This is a genomic window from Bradyrhizobium sp. CCBAU 45321 (assembly GCF_028128975.1).
GTDB lineage: Bacteria > Pseudomonadota > Alphaproteobacteria > Rhizobiales > Xanthobacteraceae > Bradyrhizobium > Bradyrhizobium yuanmingense.
Window position 1 is genome coordinate 150,113 of the sequence record NZ_LFKZ01000121.1, and the last position, 17,051, is coordinate 167,163.

At 65.3% G+C, this 17,051-nt stretch carries 15 protein-coding genes and 1 pseudogene; 9 read left to right on the forward strand and 7 right to left on the reverse strand.

The window, feature by feature from the left end:
• The first annotated feature begins 5 nt into the window (after positions 1–5).
• Both ispG and ACM43_RS17790 read left to right on the forward strand, forming a co-directional pair.
• Positions 6–1,289 (forward strand): flavodoxin-dependent (E)-4-hydroxy-3-methylbut-2-enyl-diphosphate synthase, encoded by a 1,284-nt coding sequence (gene ispG, locus ACM43_RS17785; protein WP_271541720.1) that lies wholly within the window; start codon positions 6–8, stop codon positions 1,287–1,289.
• A gap of 148 nt (positions 1,290–1,437) precedes the next feature.
• On the forward strand, positions 1,438–2,334 hold the full coding sequence (locus tag ACM43_RS17790; protein WP_271541722.1) for a TauD/TfdA dioxygenase family protein: 897 nt from the start codon (positions 1,438–1,440) through the stop codon (positions 2,332–2,334).
• Between the two features lie 100 nt (positions 2,335–2,434).
• Here the strand turns inward: ACM43_RS17790 and ACM43_RS17795 are convergent, their stop codons facing one another.
• Positions 2,435–3,190, reverse strand: a complete 756-nt coding sequence (locus tag ACM43_RS17795; RefSeq protein ID WP_271541724.1) for an outer membrane protein — start codon at positions 3,188–3,190, stop codon at positions 2,435–2,437.
• 441 nt (positions 3,191–3,631) lie between these two features.
• On the opposite strand from ACM43_RS17795, the gene ACM43_RS17800 reads away from it, so the two are divergent.
• Positions 3,632–4,396: an N-acetylmuramoyl-L-alanine amidase gene (locus ACM43_RS17800; protein WP_442869317.1), complete on the forward strand. Its 765-nt coding sequence runs from the start codon at positions 3,632–3,634 to the stop codon at positions 4,394–4,396.
• Positions 4,397–4,487: 91 nt separating this feature from the next.
• Here ACM43_RS17800 and ACM43_RS17805 read toward each other — a convergent pair whose 3' ends face one another.
• The 3 genes from ACM43_RS17805 to ACM43_RS17815 form a co-directional block, all read right to left on the reverse strand.
• Entirely contained in the window at positions 4,488–6,095 is a 1,608-nt protein-coding gene (locus ACM43_RS17805) for a Na+/H+ antiporter (RefSeq protein ID WP_271541729.1), read from the reverse strand.
• A 46-nt stretch (positions 6,096–6,141) separates the two neighbouring features.
• The gene (bla, locus tag ACM43_RS17810) at positions 6,142–6,999 is read right to left on the reverse strand and encodes a class A beta-lactamase (RefSeq protein ID WP_271541731.1); all 858 of its coding nucleotides are present in this window, start codon (positions 6,997–6,999) and stop codon (positions 6,142–6,144) included.
• 183 nt (positions 7,000–7,182) lie between these two features.
• Positions 7,183–7,557, reverse strand: coding sequence for a nuclear transport factor 2 family protein (locus ACM43_RS17815; protein WP_271541733.1), 375 nt, complete (start codon positions 7,555–7,557; stop codon positions 7,183–7,185).
• Between the two features lie 94 nt (positions 7,558–7,651).
• On the opposite strand from ACM43_RS17815, the pseudogene ACM43_RS17820 reads away from it, so the two are divergent.
• Both ACM43_RS17820 and ACM43_RS17825 read left to right on the forward strand, forming a co-directional pair.
• Positions 7,652–8,081: pseudogene (locus ACM43_RS17820) on the forward strand (GFA family protein).
• 182 nt (positions 8,082–8,263) lie between these two features.
• Positions 8,264–10,057, forward strand: coding sequence for a caspase family protein (locus ACM43_RS17825; protein WP_271541735.1), 1,794 nt, complete (start codon positions 8,264–8,266; stop codon positions 10,055–10,057).
• Positions 10,058–10,136: 79 nt separating this feature from the next.
• On the opposite strand, the gene ACM43_RS17830 is transcribed toward ACM43_RS17825, so the two are convergent.
• On the reverse strand, positions 10,137–11,060 hold the full coding sequence (locus ACM43_RS17830) for a polyprenyl synthetase family protein (RefSeq protein ID WP_109142099.1): 924 nt from the start codon (positions 11,058–11,060) through the stop codon (positions 10,137–10,139).
• Between the two features lie 161 nt (positions 11,061–11,221).
• On the opposite strand from ACM43_RS17830, the gene mtgA reads away from it, so the two are divergent.
• The 3 genes from mtgA (at position 11,222) to ACM43_RS17845 (ending at position 13,032) form a co-directional block, all read left to right on the forward strand.
• Positions 11,222–11,896 (forward strand): monofunctional biosynthetic peptidoglycan transglycosylase, encoded by a 675-nt coding sequence (gene mtgA, locus ACM43_RS17835; protein WP_271541738.1) that lies wholly within the window; start codon positions 11,222–11,224, stop codon positions 11,894–11,896.
• Between the two features lie 171 nt (positions 11,897–12,067).
• Positions 12,068–12,250, forward strand: a complete 183-nt coding sequence (rpmF, locus tag ACM43_RS17840; RefSeq protein ID WP_007598106.1) for a 50S ribosomal protein L32 — start codon at positions 12,068–12,070, stop codon at positions 12,248–12,250.
• A gap of 140 nt (positions 12,251–12,390) precedes the next feature.
• Positions 12,391–13,032 carry a hypothetical protein gene (locus ACM43_RS17845; protein ID WP_271541740.1) on the forward strand — a complete coding sequence of 214 codons (642 nt, stop codon included), beginning with the start codon at positions 12,391–12,393 and terminating at the stop codon, positions 13,030–13,032.
• Between the two features lie 225 nt (positions 13,033–13,257).
• Here ACM43_RS17845 and ACM43_RS17850 read toward each other — a convergent pair whose 3' ends face one another.
• Positions 13,258–13,518: a hypothetical protein gene (locus ACM43_RS17850; protein WP_271541742.1), complete on the reverse strand. Its 261-nt coding sequence runs from the start codon at positions 13,516–13,518 to the stop codon at positions 13,258–13,260.
• A 221-nt stretch (positions 13,519–13,739) separates the two neighbouring features.
• On the opposite strand from ACM43_RS17850, the gene ACM43_RS17855 reads away from it, so the two are divergent.
• Positions 13,740–15,434, forward strand: coding sequence for a bifunctional diguanylate cyclase/phosphodiesterase (locus tag ACM43_RS17855; RefSeq protein WP_271541744.1), 1,695 nt, complete (start codon positions 13,740–13,742; stop codon positions 15,432–15,434).
• 104 nt (positions 15,435–15,538) lie between these two features.
• On the opposite strand, the gene ACM43_RS17860 is transcribed toward ACM43_RS17855, so the two are convergent.
• Complete coding sequence (locus tag ACM43_RS17860) at positions 15,539–17,047, reverse strand: tripartite tricarboxylate transporter permease (RefSeq protein WP_271541746.1); 1,509 nt, start codon at positions 17,045–17,047, stop codon at positions 15,539–15,541.
• Positions 17,048–17,051 lie beyond the last annotated feature (4 nt).

Consider the following 17,051-nt stretch of genomic DNA (forward strand, 5'->3'; position numbering starts at 1 on the left):
CCGCCATGAACAAGCTCGAAAACCCTCTCGATTCAGACATTGCGGGCCCGGCGCCCCGGCACCGGACCACCCAGGTCAAGGTCGGCAACGTCGCTGTGGGCGGCGGTGCGCCGATCGTCGTGCAGTCGATGACCAACACCGACACCGCCGATGTCGAAAGCACCATCGCCCAGGTCGCAGCGCTCGCGCGCGCCGGCTCCGAAATGGTCCGCATCACCGTGGACCGCGAGGAAGCCGCGGCCGCCGTTCCGTACATCCGCGATGGCCTCGCCAAGCGCGGCATCAATACGCCGCTGATCGGCGACTTCCATTATATCGGGCACAAGCTGCTCGCGGCCTATCCGGCCTGCGCGGAAGCATTGGCCAAATACCGCATCAATCCCGGCAATGTCGGCTTCAAGGACAAGCGCGACACCCAGTTCGCCGACATCATCGAGATCGCGAACAAGAACAACAAGCCGGTGCGCATCGGCGCCAATTGGGGTTCGCTCGACCAGGAGCTCTTGACCAAGCTGATGGACGAGAACGCGGCCTCGCCCAACCCGCGCGACGTGCGCGCGGTGACGCGCGAGGCCATGGTGCAGTCGGCGCTGCTCTCGGCCGCGCGCGCCGAAGAGCTCGGCATGCCCAAGGACCGCATCATCCTCTCCGCGAAAGTCTCTGCGGTGCAGGATCTGATCGCGGTCTACCAGGATCTTGCGGCGCGTTCGGACTACGCCATCCATCTCGGTCTCACCGAAGCCGGCATGGGCTCGAAGGGCATCGTGGCGTCCTCGGCCGCGCTCGGCATCCTCCTGCAGCAGGGCATCGGCGACACCATCCGCATCTCGCTGACGCCCGAGCCCGGCGGCGACCGCACCCGCGAGGTGCAGGTCGGCCAGGAGCTCTTGCAGACCATGGGCTTCCGCACCTTCGTGCCGCTGGTTGCGGCCTGCCCCGGCTGCGGCCGCACCACCTCGACCACGTTCCAAGAACTGGCCCGCTCGATCCAGGATTTCATCCGCGACGAGATGCCGACCTGGAAGACCAAATACCCCGGTGTCGAGGAGCTCAACGTCGCGGTGATGGGCTGCATCGTCAACGGCCCCGGCGAGTCCAAGCACGCCAATATCGGCATCTCGCTGCCCGGCACCGGCGAAGCGCCGGCCGCGCCCGTCTTCGTCGACGGCAAGAAGTTCCGCACGCTGCGCGGCCCGACCATCTCCGCCGACTTCAAGGCGCTGGTGATCGACTACATCGACCAGCGCTACGGCCAAGGCGCCAAGGTGCCGGCGCCTGCGGCGGAGTAAGCATCTCTTCAACATCGGAATCGTAGGACGGGTTAGCGCAGCATAACCCGCCTTATTTTTTGCGGACGCGAAGTGGCGGGTTACGCTTCGCTAACCCGCCCTACATTGCTACGATGGCTCCCAATCAAGAACGATCGGGAGACACGCCATGAGCTCACTCGCCGGCAAGCAGGGCCCGCGCTATCGCCACACCGCTGAAGGCGGCGCGCCCTACGAGACCATCGCCGTCGAGAAGCTCACGCCCATCATCGGCGCGGAAATCAGTGGCGTCGATATCGGCAAGCTCGTCGATGGCGATGCCCGCTCCAACCGGCAGATGGACGAGATCCACCGTGCGCTGGCCGAGAACCTCGTCATCTTCTTCCGCGACCAGCACATCACGCCGCAGCAGCATCTCGCCTTCGGCCGCAAGTTCGGCGAGTTGCATTTTCATCCCGCAGCCCCCCACGAGGACGAAGACCCCGCCTTGATGAAGATCTATGCGGACAAGAACTCGCCGCGCGCCAATGGCGAGGGCTGGCACTCCGACGTGTCCTGCGATCTCGAGCCGCCAATGGGCTCGATCCTCTACATCAAGCAATGCCCGCCGCGCGGCGGGGACACGCTGTTCGCCAACATGTATGCGGCCTATGAGGCGCTCTCGGAGCGCATGAAGGCCTATCTCGACGGCTTGACGGCGCTGCACGACGGCGAGCCGATCTATCGCGGGCTCTATGCCAATTATGGCGTTGCCGATCGTCCCTCCTATCCCCATGCCGAGCATCCCGTCGTGCGCACGCATCCGGTCACGGCTAAGAAGGCGCTCTACGTCAACCGCGGCTTCACCCGCCACATCAACGGCATCCCGCGCGACGAGAGCGATGCGATGCTCGCCTATCTCTACCAGCACGCCGAAAACCCGCTGTTCCAGTGCCGCTTCCGCTGGACCGAGAACGCGATCGCGTTCTGGGACAACCGCTGCACCCAGCACCGCGCGATGTGGGACTACTGGCCGCATACGCGTTCCGGCACGCGCGTGACGGTGAAGGGGGAGCGGCCGGTGTAATGGGCCGGGCTCGGGAGACCAATATCAATCAGTCGGCTTCGCGCAAAAGGAAAGCCCCGGACGCGAGACCGGGGCTTCGTTTGTCGAAGAACGGCCAAAGTCAGTACTTGGCGGCGATCGGACCACCGAAGCGGTAATTGATGCGGGCGGTGACGATGTCGACATCCTGGCGGATCGTATCACCGCGCGTGACCCCCGGAACGATCGACGAGCTAAAGGTGATGTCGCGATGGCCCATGAACAGGTGATCGTATTCGAGCGCCAGCGACCAGTTCGGCGCGAAACCGTATTCGATGCCGGTACCCACGACGCCGCCCCAGCGGGTCTCGGTGGCGCGATCAAACACCTCGCCGGTGCTGGTGGTCACGCCCTCGTACTTGTCGCGGGTGACCGCGGCGCCGCCCTTTACGTACCAGAGAACGTTGTTCCAGCTGTAGCCGACCTGGCCGGTGAATAGGCCGAGCGCATCAACCTTGGAGCGGTTGGTGAAATTGCCGTAGAACAAGCTGGAATTGGAGCCGGTGAAGTCGGCCCAGTTGCCCTGCGCCTCAACACCGAACACCCAATTGGTGGCCTGCCAGCGATAGCCGATCTGACCACCGACGGTGGCGCCACTCGCATCGTGACAGCCTTCCCGGAAGGGCGGCGCAACGGTGAAGCCGGCATCGTTGTAGATGTTCCAGCACTTGTCGGCCCAGCCGCCACCGCCGTTGATGCCGACGTAGAAGCCGCTCCAGTCGTAGATGGGAGCGATTGCGGGTGCCTTGGTGTAGGGGCGGGCTGCAAGGTCAGCGGCCGAAGCAGTGCCTGTGAACAGCACCATCAGAGAGGCGGTTGCGAATGCGAGTTTCTTCATTTGACCCCGTAGACATTCAATGGACGATTCGAATTCAACCCGCCCTAAATACCGCCTAATTGCGCATTCGTCCGTCGCTCCGCCGCAACAGTCGCCGACAATCTCCACGAGCGCGCGAACCGCGCGATTGCCAGTGCCGCATCGCGCGGCGACACAATCGGGATTTTCATTTTTTCTCAAATAGTTGGTTGCTCGCGCGATGGCCGGCCTGATCGCCAAGACAGGGCGTCCTGGGGTCAGACGGCGCGTTGACGCTCGGACCTCCCTGCGTCAAGTTGATCAAGAGCAAAAAGCACCTTCGAAGATCGGGGCGTGCTTCGTGCCGGGGGACTTCAACTTCCTCACCGAAAGCCGTGCCGGCACCGGCATGCGTGAGCAGCAGCGGAGTAGCGCTTGAGGCACCTACGGAGCGTCATCGTCGCGCTGGTCGCCTCGATCGTTATGTCATCGCTTGCATTCGTCGAGGCCGGCGAGGCTGCTATCGCGCGAAAGAGTGCGAAACTTGGGCCGAAACCCTCACCTTCGTTCAGGTGTGAGACGCCCAAATTCCGGATCGTCGTCGATGTCGGCCACACCCCGGACTCCTACGGTGCGCTCAGCGCCCGCAACGATCCGGAGTTCGGCTACAACTTCCGCCTCGCACGGCTCATCACGGCCAAGCTCAAATCCGAAGGCTTTGCCGCAACCCGCCTCCTCGTCACCGATGGCAAGGCACGGCCGAGCCTGTTCAAGCGCGTCGGTGCTGCGAATGAAGGCCGCGCCGATCTGTTTCTGTCGGTCCATCATGATTCGGTGCCGGACAAGCTGCTCGAGACCTGGGAATTCGACGGCGCAAAGAGCTATTTCAGCGATCGCTTTTCGGGCCATTCGCTATTCGTATCGCGGCAGAATCCGCACTTCGCCACCAGCCTGATGCTGGCCCGCATGATCGGCAAGCAGCTGAAGGAGCAGGGCCTGAACTATGCGAGCCAGTACACCCTGCCAGTGATGGGCCGCTACCGGCGCCAGCTGCTCGACAAGGATGTCGGCGTCTATCGCTATGACGGCCTGGTCGTGCTGTCGCGCACGCGAAGCGCCGCCGTGCTGCTCGAGGCCGGCTCGATCATCAATCGCGACGAGGAAATGGAGATGAACTCGCCGGAGCGGCAGGAGACTGTCGCGGGCGCCGTTGCGGCTGCGATGAGGGAGTTTTGCGAGAAGCGGTAAGGAGTCGTCATTGCGAGCGCAGCGAAGCAATCCAGAGTCTTTCCGCGGCGGCAGTCTGGATTGGTTCGCTGCGCTCGCAATGACGAGGAAGCTACAGCGGCCCGCCGCGATATTCCCTATTCGCCAGGCTCGCCTCCTCCAGATCCAGATCGCGCTCGATCCGCCGGCGCGTCTCGTCGGTGATTTGGCCGTCGCGCAGCAGGTTGTGGATGAACTTGCGCTCGGCGGCGATCAGGTCGCGGGTCAGAGCGGTGCCGGCGGCGGAGACGTCGTGACGGTTGGGATTGAGCGAGTCTGGGAGCTGGTTGAGGCGGATGTCGTGGCGGGCGCGCATTAGCCGCATCACCTCGTCGGAAACCGCTTTCTCCGCAGTGAGCGCATCGAGCGATTTCAGCGCGGCCTCCAGCGCCTGACGGCGCGCGGCGATCTCCGCTTCGTGCTCGGTAGCATGCTCGTGACGACCGGCCTCGGCGACGCCGAGCCACCGCACGATCGGCGGCAGCGTCAGGCCGACGCCGATCAGCGTCACGAAGATGACACCGAACGCGACGAACAGGATCAGGTCGCGATACGGAAACGCTTCGCCGTTCGGCAGCGTGAACGGCAGCGCCAGCGCGGCGGCGAGCGACACCGCGCCGCGCACGCCGGTAAAGGCGAGCACGAACGGCCATTGCCATGGCGGCGACGGATCGCGCTCGCGCAGCGACCTGGAGAGCATTCGCGGCAGATAAGTTGCGGGATAGAGCCAGGCAAAACGCGCGATCACGACGATCACCAGGACCAATGCAGTTGCGATGAGAATGTCGTCGAGCGGAAAAGTCTTCGATTTCTCGTAGAGCGCGCGCATCTGGAAGCCGGTGAGCAGGAACAGCATGCCCTCGATCAGGTAGATCACGAGATCCCAGAAGAAGATGCCTTGCAGGCGCGTCGCCGAGGAGATCAGCAATGGGCCGTTCCAGCTGACGTAGAGCCCGCAGGCTACGGTTGCGATCACGCCGGAGCCGCCGACATGCTCGGGCAGCCAGTACGAGACATAGGGCGTGATCAGTGACAGTGTCAGCTCGACCTGCGGATCTCCAGACCATTTGCGAAGGCGCAAGGAGAGCCAGCCGACGCCGATGCCGAAGGCGATCTCGCCGGCGACGATGAGGAGGAATTCACCGGCCGCGAGCGGCAGCGAGAAGTGGCCGATGAGGATCGCGGCGAGCGCGAAGCGGTAGAGGATCAGCGCGGTGGCATCGTTGGCGAGACCTTCGCCCTCGAGCACGACCAGGATGCGGCGCGGCATGTTCAGGCGGCGGGCGATCGCGAGCGGCGCCACCACGTCGGGGGGCGCGACGATGGCCCCGAGCAGGAAGCCGACGGTCCAGGGCAGGCCGATCATATAATGCGTGGCGGCCGCCACCATCGCCGTGGTGAAGATCACGGCGCCGACCGCGAGCAGCACGATCGGACGCAGGTTCTTCTTGAATTCGCGCCAGCTCATCGCGACGCTGGCCGAGTAGATCAGTGGTGGCAGCACCACCAGCAGCACCAGCTCCGGCGGCAGCTCCACCGTCGGCATGCCCGGCACGAAAGCAAGGCCGACGCCCGCCAGCATCAGCAGGATGGCAGGGGCGACGTTGAAGCGGCGTGCGGCCAGTGCCACGCCTGCCAGCACGGCAAGCAGGATGAGAAAGGTCTGAAACTTCGCTTCCATGATGGTCTGTCTTGACCCGGAAGCGACGGCTAGGTCAATGCGCGGCTCACGCCAGCCGTTCGGCCACCATCCGCCCAATCCGCGCGAACGCGGATGTGATCTGCGTCGCGTTCGGCGTGCCGCCCTGGGTATAGGCCGCGATCAGGATCGGCGTATCCGGCTTCGGCCAGGCGACCGCGATGTCGCCCGAGGCGTCCTTGCCGTTGTTGCCGGTCTTGTCGCCGATCTTCCAGCCTGCCGGGAGTCCGCCACGCAGGCGGTTTGCGCCGGTCTTGCAGTTCACCATCCAGTCGGTGAGCAGGGTCCGCGAAGCAGGCGACAGCGCCTCGCCCGTGACCAGCCGGCGCAAATTTCCCGCCATCGCCGCCGGCGTCGTGGTGTCCCGGGGGTCGCCGGGCTGCGAGCGGTTGAGCTCGGGCTCGTTGTGGTCGAGCCGCGAGGTGGTATCTCCGAGCGACCGCCAGAATGCGGTCAGCACGGCGGGGCCGCCGATCCGCGCCAGCAGCAGATTGGCGCAGGTGTTGTCGCTGAGCTCGACGATGGCCTTGCACATCTCGCCGACCGACATCTTGCCGGCCGCGAGATTTTCCCTCGCCACCGGCGCGTATTCCAGCAGATCTGCCTGGCCATAGCGGATCATGGCCGCGAGTTGCTCCTCGCCGCGATCGACCCGCGCCAGCACGTTGGCGGCGAGCGAAGCCTTGAACGTCGAGCACATCACGAACCGTTCGTCGGCGCGCCAGGCGAGCTTCTTGCCGGTTGCGAGATTCTCCGCATAGAGCCCGATCCGCCCGCCGCTCTCGCGCTCGTAGGATTCGAATTCTGATGGGGCATCCCCGGCGAGCACAGGAGAGGCGGCCAACCAGGCGAATGAGGCGAGCAGGGAGCGGCGGTCGACAAGCATGGTGATTTCCAGGCGCGCAGGGGTGGGAGATGGAGTGAACGCTGCATCCGCATCGTCATTGCGAGCGCAGCGAAGCAATCCAGACTGTCTCCGCGGTGAGATTCTGGATTGCTTCGCTGCGTTCGCAATGACGGAGAATTGGATAGCGAGTGCGTCCGAATTCGGGCAGCAGGACGGCGCCCGTCACTCCCTCAAATCATATCGGTACGACTTCGACACGATCTGCCAGCCGTCGGCGAGCTTCATCGCCACGAGATAATCGGTGAAATAGCGCGGCGGCAGCTGGCAGCGCACCTTGATGAAAGCGGTCTTGTCGTCCGAACGGTCGATGGTGACGATGAAGTCCTCGCGCGGCTTGCCTTCGGCCTTGGCCGAGGTGCGCTTGCGCACGCGGTCGAGCCAGTCCGACACGGTCAGAACCTGGAGCTCGCCCTTTTCGACCCAGCGCAGATCGGCGGAGGGATGGAAGATGGCGCCGAGCTTGTCGGCGTCGCCCTCGTAAAGTCCGTCAAAATAGGATTGCACGACGGCTTCGACGCTCGACCGGTCCTGGCTCATGGATCGTTCCTTTGCATGATGGCTTCGGGCCAACTTAGTCGTACACGTCGAAATGCGCTATGGGTGTGTCAGCGATTTGCGCGAAGGCGTCACGATGACAGAATCAGAAAATTCGAACGCTCGCATTCTTGTCGGCGAATGCTTTTGCCGCGCCGTGCGCTTCGAGGTGGCCGATGCGTTCGCCTATGCGATGAACTGCCACTGCTCGAACTGCCGGCGCACCACCGGTGCCGCCTTCAAGCCCTTCGCCGGCATCCGGCAAGACAGGCTTCGTATTGTCAGGGGGTGGCGACCTCCGGATGATTTTCGGCGACGACACCACCCATGACGCGCATTGTGGCCGCTGCGGCTCGCTGCTCTATTCCCGGGTCCGGGAAGGAGAGTGGGTCCACGTCGCCATGGGAACCCTGGTCGATGCCCCCTCGATCCGGCCGAGCGCCCATATTTTCGTCGGCTCGAAGGCGCCTTGGCATGAAATTGCGGACGATCTGCCGCAATATCGGGAGCACATCGGGGTTGTCTGACGGAACCCGGTCCGCACCGCCGTCCGTTGGCGAACCGCGACAGCGCTGGCGCGACAAACAAGAGAGGTCGTACGGCCTGCCGTCGGGGTCCGCTTCGTGACCTCCATCACAAGCGCCGGCGGAGGATGTTGCTAAAGCGGTCCCAAAGGGCCGGACGGCCCGGAACCATCGGAAGTCGTGTCATGCGCAGCTTGCTCAGACTTTGTCCGCTTTTCGTCGCCCTCGGCCTGATGTTCGGCGCCGGGCCGGCTGTTGCCGGAAAGCGCGTGGCGCTGGTGCTGGCCAATTCGGCCTATCAGCACGCGCCCTCGCTCGCCAATCCTGTCAATGACGGGTCGGTGATGGCCAAAACCCTGAAGGAGGCCGGCTTCGACGTCGTCGACTCCCGGCACGATCTGTCGGCGCTGGAGACACGGCGCGTGCTCCGCGACTTCGCCGACGCGACCCGCGACGCCGAAATCGCCGTGGTCTACTACGCCGGCCACGGCATCGAGGTGGAGGGCTCGAACTATCTGATCCCGGTGGATGCCAAGCTCGAGCGGGACACCGACGTCTTTGACGAGGCGCTCTCCCTCGACCGTGTCCTGGTCGCGGTCGAGCCCGCCAAGCAATTGCGTCTGGTGATCCTCGATGCCTGCCGCGATAATCCGTTCAGCAAACGGATGAAGCGCACGGTCGCTTCGCGCGGCATCGGCCGCGGCCTCGCCCAGGTCGAGCCGTCCAGCCCCAACACGCTGATCGCCTATTCGGCCAAGGCCGGCTTCACCGCGCAGGACGGCGACGGTGCCAACAGCCCGTTCACCATCGCGCTGTCGAAGCATCTGACGACGCCGGGCCTCGACGTCCGCCGCGCCTTCGGCTTCGTGCGCGACGATGTGCTGAAGTCGACCGGCAACAAGCAGGAGCCGTTCGTCTACGGCTCGCTGGGTGGCGAGGACGTGCCGCTGGTGCCGGTCAAGCTGGCGCCGGCGGCGCCCGTAGCCAATCCCCAGGCCGATATCCGCCGCGACTACGAGCTCGCGCTCCAGGTCGGCAACCGGCCGGCTTGGGAAGCCTTCCTCGCCCAGCATCCCGACGGGTTCTATGCGAGCCTTGCCAAGCTCCAGCTCGAGAAGATCGGCGCGGAGCAGGCGCATGCGGCGGCGATCGCGAAAGCGAAGCAGGCCGAGGCCGAGCGCGACCGCCTTGCTGCGCTCGGCGCGCAGAAGGATGCGCAAGCCAGGGCCGCGGCCGATGCGAAGGCCGCCGAGCAGGCGCAGCTTGCCGCGCAGAAGGCCAAGGAGCAGGCACAGCAGCAGGCGGCCGCCGCCGAGCAACAGCGCGTCAACCTCGCCGCCACGGCGCCGGGCGTTGCGCCGGGCAACACCACGAACGCCTCCGGCACCAACGTCGCCGCCCTCACCCCGGCGACCGCGCCGGCCGATCTCAACCGCTCGGTGCAGAGCGAGCTCGGCCGCGTCGGCTGCTTCTCCGGGCAGGCCGACGGCAATTGGAATACGTCCTCGCAGCGGTCGCTGTCGCAGTTCAACCGCTATGCCGGCACCAAGCTCGACGTGAAGGTGGCGAGCACCGACGCGCTCGATGCGGTCAAGGCCAAGCCGTCGCGGGTCTGCCCGCTGGTCTGCGAGCACGGTTTCAAGGTCGAAGGCGACAAGTGCACCAGGATCGTTTGCGGCAACGGCTATGTGCTGAACGACGACAATGAATGCGAGAGGAAGCGCGCCGCCAAGCCCGCGTCAAAGCCCGCGACCTCGCGGCGCGACGACGGCGAGGACCGCCCCGCGCGGCAGCGGGCCGGTGCTGGAGCGGGCGGCTACGGTGCAGCTGCGGCGGCTGGCGCGGGTCGTGCCTCGAGCGGCAGTGGTCAGATCTTTTGCAACGCTCTGCTCTGCCGGCCTGTAAGGCCCGGTTGCCGTCTCGTCTATCGCGGCGGCGGCGGCCCCCACGTCGACGCCAATGCAGAGGTCTGCAACTGAAATGGCACGGCTTTCCTGACCACTCGAACAATAACCTAAAGCGCGATGACGATTCATCCTAATCGCATCGCGCTTTAGCTCAGTTCTTCCGCTCGGCCACGAAACGCGCGGCGGCCTGCAAAATTGCGGCGCGGTCGCCGAAGATCGAGACGGCGCTGTCGGCGCGCGCGAGCAGGTCGCGCACGCGCTGCTTGGCGCCTTCGATCCCGAGCTGGGTTACGAAGGTGGTCTTGCCGAGCGCGGCATCGGCGCCGGCCGGCTTGCCGAGCGCGGCCGCATCGCCCTCGACGTCGAGCAGATCGTCGGCGATCTGGAAGGCTTCGCCGAGCGCGCGGCCGTAATCGTCGAGCGCCTGATATTCCGCCTTCGAGGCCTGGCCGAGGATCGCGCCGGCAATGCAGCCGTAGCGCAAGAGCGCGCCGGTCTTCATCTGCTGGATACGGGCGACGTCGATCGGCTCGTTGCCGCCAAAGCGGCCTTCGCCGGCGAGATCGAGGATCTGCCCGCCGACCATGCCGCCGATGCCGGCGCAGCGCGCTAACGCGCGCGTCAAGAGCAGCCGCACATTGGCGTCGCGATGGACCTCGTCGCGGGTGATGATGTCGAAGGCGAGCGTCAGGAGGCCGTCGCCGGCGAGGATCGCGGTGGCGTCGTCGGTCTGCTTGTGCAGGGTGGGGCGGCCACGGCGCAGGTCCGAATTGTCCATGGCCGGCAGGTCGTCATGGATCAGCGAGTAGCAATGGATGCATTCGAGCGCGGCGCCTACGAGCAATGCCGCCTCGCGCGGCACGCCGAACACGGCGGCGCTCTCGACCACCAGGAACGGCCGCAGGCGCTTGCCGCCGTTCAGGCTCGAATAGCGCATTGCGTCCATCAGTCGCTTGGGCCGGGCGATTTCGTCATGCAGGATGTCGTCCGACAGCAGGCGCCCGAGCAGGGCTTCGGTGTCATCAGCGGTCTTGTCCAGACGTTTGGCGAAATCGGACGGGGACGTGCCGGTCATCAAGAAGGGCTCCAGAACTAAAATTCGGCGGGACAATCCTTTATGCGCCCGCGCCAGTCAATCGTTTGGAAGGCCTAAAAAGTGCTGGAAAAGGCCCGAATTATCACAGACTTAATACTCCAGCCCGTGGCCGCTCTTCAGTTTGCACCGGAAAGGTCGATTTGCGCATCGTCAAAATCCTGCTGGTGGTGCTCGCGCTCGTGGTCCTCGCGCCCTATGTGATCGCGCCGTTCTACCGCACCGGTCACCCAGTTTCGACGTTGATGGCCTGGCGCAGCTTGCGCGGCGCGCCGGTGCATCGGGAGTGGATCGATCTCGCTGATATGTCGCCCTCTCTGCCGCGCGCGGTGGTGGCGGCCGAGGATGCCCATTTCTGCAAGCATCACGGCATCGATTGGGGGGCGCTGCGCGAGGCGATCGACGACGCCAGGGAGGACGGCACCGCCTTCCGGGGCGCCTCCACCATCACCCAGCAGGTCGCGAAGAACCTGTTCCTCTGGCAGGGGCGCGACTTCGTTCGCAAGGCGCTCGAATTCCCGCTGGCGCTATGGATCGACCTCGTCCTGCCCAAGCAGCGGATTCTCGAAATCTACCTCAACATCGCCGAGCTCGGCCCGCAGGGGCAGTTCGGGGTCGAGGCGGCCAGCGCCTATGCCTTCGGCAAATCGGCCGAAAGCCTCTCGCCCCGCGAGGCGGCGCTTCTGGCCTCAATCCTGCCGAATCCGGTCAAGCGCAGCGCCCGGACCCCGGGACCGGGCGTCCGGCGGCTGGCCGCCACCTATATGGCGCGGGGGCAGGCGAGCTCGCTTGCGACCTGCTGGCGCGAAAATCGCTGATTTTTGGCCCGTTCCGGGCGCATTTTCCGGCCCAAGAGCCTAGCTTTACGGCCAGCCTTCCTCTATAAGCGCGGCCTTGATCGGCATTCAGCTCGCCTCGTTATTTGCGGGTGCTGAGCCGTCCCTTCGCGGACGATGCCCTGATGACACCAATCCCTAGAGGATATTGAAATGGCCGTTCCGAGAAGAAAAACCTCGCCGTCGCGCCGTGGCATGCGCCGCTCGGCGGACGCCATCAAGAAGCCGACCTATGTGGAAGACAAGGACTCCGGCGAGCTCCGTCGTCCGCACCATCTCGACCTCAAGACCGGCATGTACAAGGGCCGTCAGGTCCTGAAGAAGAAAGAGTCCTGAAGCCAGGATCTTTCTCGGGCGGGAGATCGGACCCGCCCGATTTCGGCCAACCCATGAGATAGACGGTGACGGCGGCGGAGCGGATGCTTCGCCGCTGCATTGTTCTGTCCGGATATCTTGATCGAGAAGGCATCAAGCCGATGGTCGGTTTCCCGCTGCTCCTGATTCCGCTCGCGGTCTACAACATCATCGCCTTCCTGATGCCGACCGTGTCCTTCACGGACGTGCTGTTCAAGGTGCCTATGGTGTCCGGAGAGGTCTGGCCGGTCACGCTCGCCGATCTCCTGCTCGCGCTCGGCGTCGTCTTGCTGCTGTTAGAGGTGGTCAAGGGTGCGCGGCCGGGCTCGAAATTCCTGATGGATCATTTGCTGTCGCTGATCATCTTCGGCGCGGCCGCTGCCGAATTCGTGATGTGGCCCAAATTCGGCAACTCCACCTTCTTTCTGCTGGTGCTGCTGGCGATGGCGGACTTCTTCGCGGGCATCGCCCAGCGCACGCGCCGCCGCGTCACCTATGTCGCCGAGACCACGGTGCCGGCGCCGCGCAAGGCCAAGCGCAGGGGCGAAGCGCCGGTGGAGGATGTGGAGTCCGAGCGCAAGTTCGAGCCTGTGATTGCGCCGCAGCCGGCGCCGTCCGCGCCTACCGCGCAATCCGTCGCCGAATCCGTGCTGATGGATCACCCGGCGCCCAAGCCAGTGCAGGGCGCCCCCTCGCCGGAAATTCCCTCGCCGCAGCTGCAGCCGGGGAACGGCACGCCGTCTTCCGACACGCCGCCGCGCTGATTTCTCTGAATTGGCTCGCATCTCACCGCCGCGGCAGTGTGCTCCCTCGCACCGTTCTCACGGGGAGAGGGTTGGGGTGAGGGGCCTCTCTCCGCGGATGCGATAGCCGCGGGACCTCTACCCCTCACCCGGGATCGCACCGGACGATGCTCGCATCGCCGAGGCGATCCGACCTCTCCCCGCAAGCGGCGAGAGGTAAGAAGCGCGCTCTCACTTCAATCAATCTTAAGCCACCTGACGCGTGCGCGCGCTGACGGTTCCGAGCGGGCGCTTGCTGCCATAGGCCATCAGCGCATCCTCGGGAGAGGCGCGGCGGAGCCGGCTCGTTTGCGGCAGCTGCTCGGCATTGGCGATCAATTGTGTGACGAAGCTCGGATCGGGGCGCGGCAGCGGCGCCTTGCGGACCCACTGCAACGTCGGCATCAGCGGCACCAGGGCCGTGCCTGTGCCGTTGTCCGCCGCGTCCGGTCGATCAGTACCCAACATCGCAATCACCGTTGATCCGGCGAGACTGTCGCGTTTCGGGACGCAGGCGCCGGTGCGAGTCCTGTACTCGCAAGGCCTATGCCGGCCGGACCGGATTGGTTCCGACGCCTTCGGAAACGTGGTTTCCAAATTGTTTATCAACTTTGCCTAGGTTCGGCAGCGAATCTGGCTCTATCCTGTGCCGGCTCAGGACTTCTCCACTGTCCCGAAACGAGGCGACTTTGACCCCTGGATTGCCGCAAGCCTCCGACATCCTGGCCGCGCTCGGTCAGGCCGTGTTCGCCTGGGATATCGCCAGCGATGCCATCGTCTGGGGTGAGCAGGTCAGCGCCGTTTTCCCCGGCATTCCCGCCGAGCGGCTTTCGACCGGCGCCGAATTCGCCAAGCTGATCGAGCCCGCGCAAACGCTGCGGACGGCGGCACTGGCACTGACGTCCCCGGTGCACGGCGCCGACGGCACCCCTTACCGAATCGAGTACGGCGTGCGCATGAGCGCCTCCGATCCCGTGATCTGGATCGAGGAGACCGGCCGCTGGTTCGCAGGTCCCGACGGCCGTCCCACGCGAGCGATCGGCTCCGTCCGCATCAACAATGAGCGCCACGCCCGGGACGAGGAATTGAGTAGGCTGGCCCGGCTCGATCCGCTGACCGGCGAGCTCAACCGCTCGCATCTGATCGCGGCGCTGGCCGAGGCGATCGAGGAGACGACGCGCTTCCGCTCGACAGCGGCCTTCATGCTGGTTGGCATCGATCATCTCGCCCGCGTCAACGATGCCTTCGGCTTCGACGTCGCCGACGCCGTGATCCTCGACGTCGCCAAGCGCATTCGCGCGCGCCTGCGCGGCGGCGACGTGCTCGGGCGCTTCTCCGGCAACAAGTTCGGCCTGATCCTGAAGAACTGCACTGTCGACGACATGAACGTGGCCGCCGAGCGCTTCCTCGCCGGCATCCGCGACGAGGTGGTGCCGACCAAATCCGGTCCGGTCTCGGTCACCGCCTCGATCGGCGCGGTCAGCCTGCCGCGTTATGCCCGCAACACCGACGAGGCCGTCAACCGCGCCCATGAGACGCTCGACGCCGCCAAGCGCCGCCGCTCCGGCTCGTTCGCGGCCTGGCGTCCGGATGCCGCGCGCGACGCACAGCGCCGCGTCAACATCCGCGTCACCGACGAGATCGTCACCGCGCTCAACGAGCGCCGCATCAGGCTCGCCTATGAACCCGTGGTCTCGGCTGTCTCGCGCGAGCGCGCATTCCATGAATGCCTGGTGCGGATGGACCAGGGCGACGGCCAGGTGCTGCTCGCGCCCGACATCGTGCCGGTCGCCGAACGGCTCGGCCTGATCCGCCTGGTCGATCACCGCGTGCTCGAGCTCGTGGTCGCCGAGCTCGCGGCGGCGCCCGACGTCTGTCTCAGCCTCAACATCTCGCCGGATACGACCATGGATCCGGACTGGTGGGCGGGGATCGAATCGCTGATGCTGGCCCATCCCGGCGTTGCCGAGCGGCTGATCGTCGAGATCACCGAGACGGTCGCGATCCAGGACATCGACGACGTCCGCGCCTTCGTCAGCCGCCTCAAGCATTTCGGCAGCCGCATCGCCATCGACGATTTCGGCGCCGGCTACACCTCGTTCCGCAATCTGCGCAAGCTCGGCGTGGACATCGTCAAGATCGACGGCGCCTTCGTGCAGAACATCACCCATTCCGCCGACGACCGCGCCTTCGTGCAGACTCTGATCGACCTCGCCCGCCGCCTCGACATCAAGACCGTCGCCGAATGGGTGCAGGACGACGAAGCCGCAAACATGCTGCGCGATTGGGGCTGCGACTACATCCAAGGCCGCCTGATCGGGCTGGCATCGGCGGAGCGCCCATGGGGCCTGCCGTCGGACAGCGCGCTGCCTGCGGCGGGCTGAGATGGCGTAGGGTGGGTTAGCCGAAGGCGTAACCCACCACTTTACGATCCGCGTCGAGAGAGAAGTGGTGGATTACGCCTTCGGCTAATCCACCCTACAGACCCTCACGCCCCCTCGTCCAGCGCCACCAGCTCGCGCTTCTTGCGCAGCGACGGCAGCAGCGGCGCGATCAGCAGCACCAGGGCAAGCGCGAGGCACGCGCCCGAGATCGGCCGCTGCACGAAGGTCCAGAGATCGCCCTGCGACAGGATCAGCGACTTGCGCAAATTGTTCTCCATCATCGGACCCAGCACGAAGGCCAGCACCAGCGGTGCCGGCTCGTAGCCGAGCTTTCGCATGAAATAGCCGATGATCCCGAACGCGATCATCACATAGACGTCGAACACGTTGTTGCTCGAGCAGTAGACGCCGAGGATCGTGAACAGGATGATCAGGGGGAACAGGATGTTGTAGGGCAGCTTGAGCAGCTGCACCCACATGCCGATCATCGGCAGGTTCAGGATCAGCAGCATGACGTTGCCGATATACATGCTGGCGACGATGCCCCAGAACAGGCCGGGGTTCTGCGTGATCATCAGCGGGCCCGGCTGCAGGCCGTGAATGACGAAGGCCCCGAGCAGCAGCGCCATCACCACGTTCGGCGGGATGCCGAGCGTCATCAGCGGAATGAAGGCGCCGCCGGCCGCGGCGTTGTTCGCCGATTCCGGGCCGGCGACGCCCTCGATCGCGCCATGGCCGAACCTTTCAGGCGTCTTCGACAGCCGCTTCTCCAGCGCGTAGGACGCGAATGACGAGACCACGGCGCCGCCGCCCGGCAGGATGCCGAGGAAAAAGCCGAGGATGGTGCCGCGGCCGACCGGACCTGCGCTCGCCTTCCAGTCCTCCTTGCTCGGCAGGAGATGGGTGATCCTGGTGTTGATGACGTCGCGCTTGATCGCCTGCTCGGTGTTGAGCAGCACCTCGGCGACGCCGAACAGGCCCATCACCACGGGCACGAGGCCGATGCCGTCGATCAGCTCCATGCGGCCGAAGGTCAGCCGCGGCTGCGCGGTGATGCTGTCGAGCCCGATCAGCCCGAGCACGACGCCGATGCACGCCATCAGCAATGCCTTCGGCATCGAGCCCTGGGTGAGGAAGGTGAGCACGACAAGGCCGAGCACCATCAGGCTGAAATACTCGGCCGGGCCGAAGGCAATGGCGAGGCTGGCAAGCCTCGGCGCCACCAGCATCAAGGCAACCAGCGCAAAGGTGCCGGCGACGAAGGAGCCGAACGCGGCGATGCCGAGCGCGGGGCCCGCGCGGCCCTGCTTCGCCATCTGGTGGCCGTCGATGCAGGTCACGACCGAGGCGGCTTCGCCGGGAATGTTGACCAGGATCGAGGTGGTCGAGCCGCCATACATCGAGCCGTAATAGATGCCGGCCATCATGATGATGCCGGATTCCGGCGTTCCAGACAGCGTCACAGGCAGCAGCAGCGACATCGCCGAGATCGGGCCGATGCCGGGCAGCACGCCGACCAGCGTGCCGATGAAGACGCCGATGAAGCAATAGAGCAGGTTGACCGGCAGCAGCGCGACGCCGAATCCATGTACCACGTTGACGAGCGTATCCATGGGG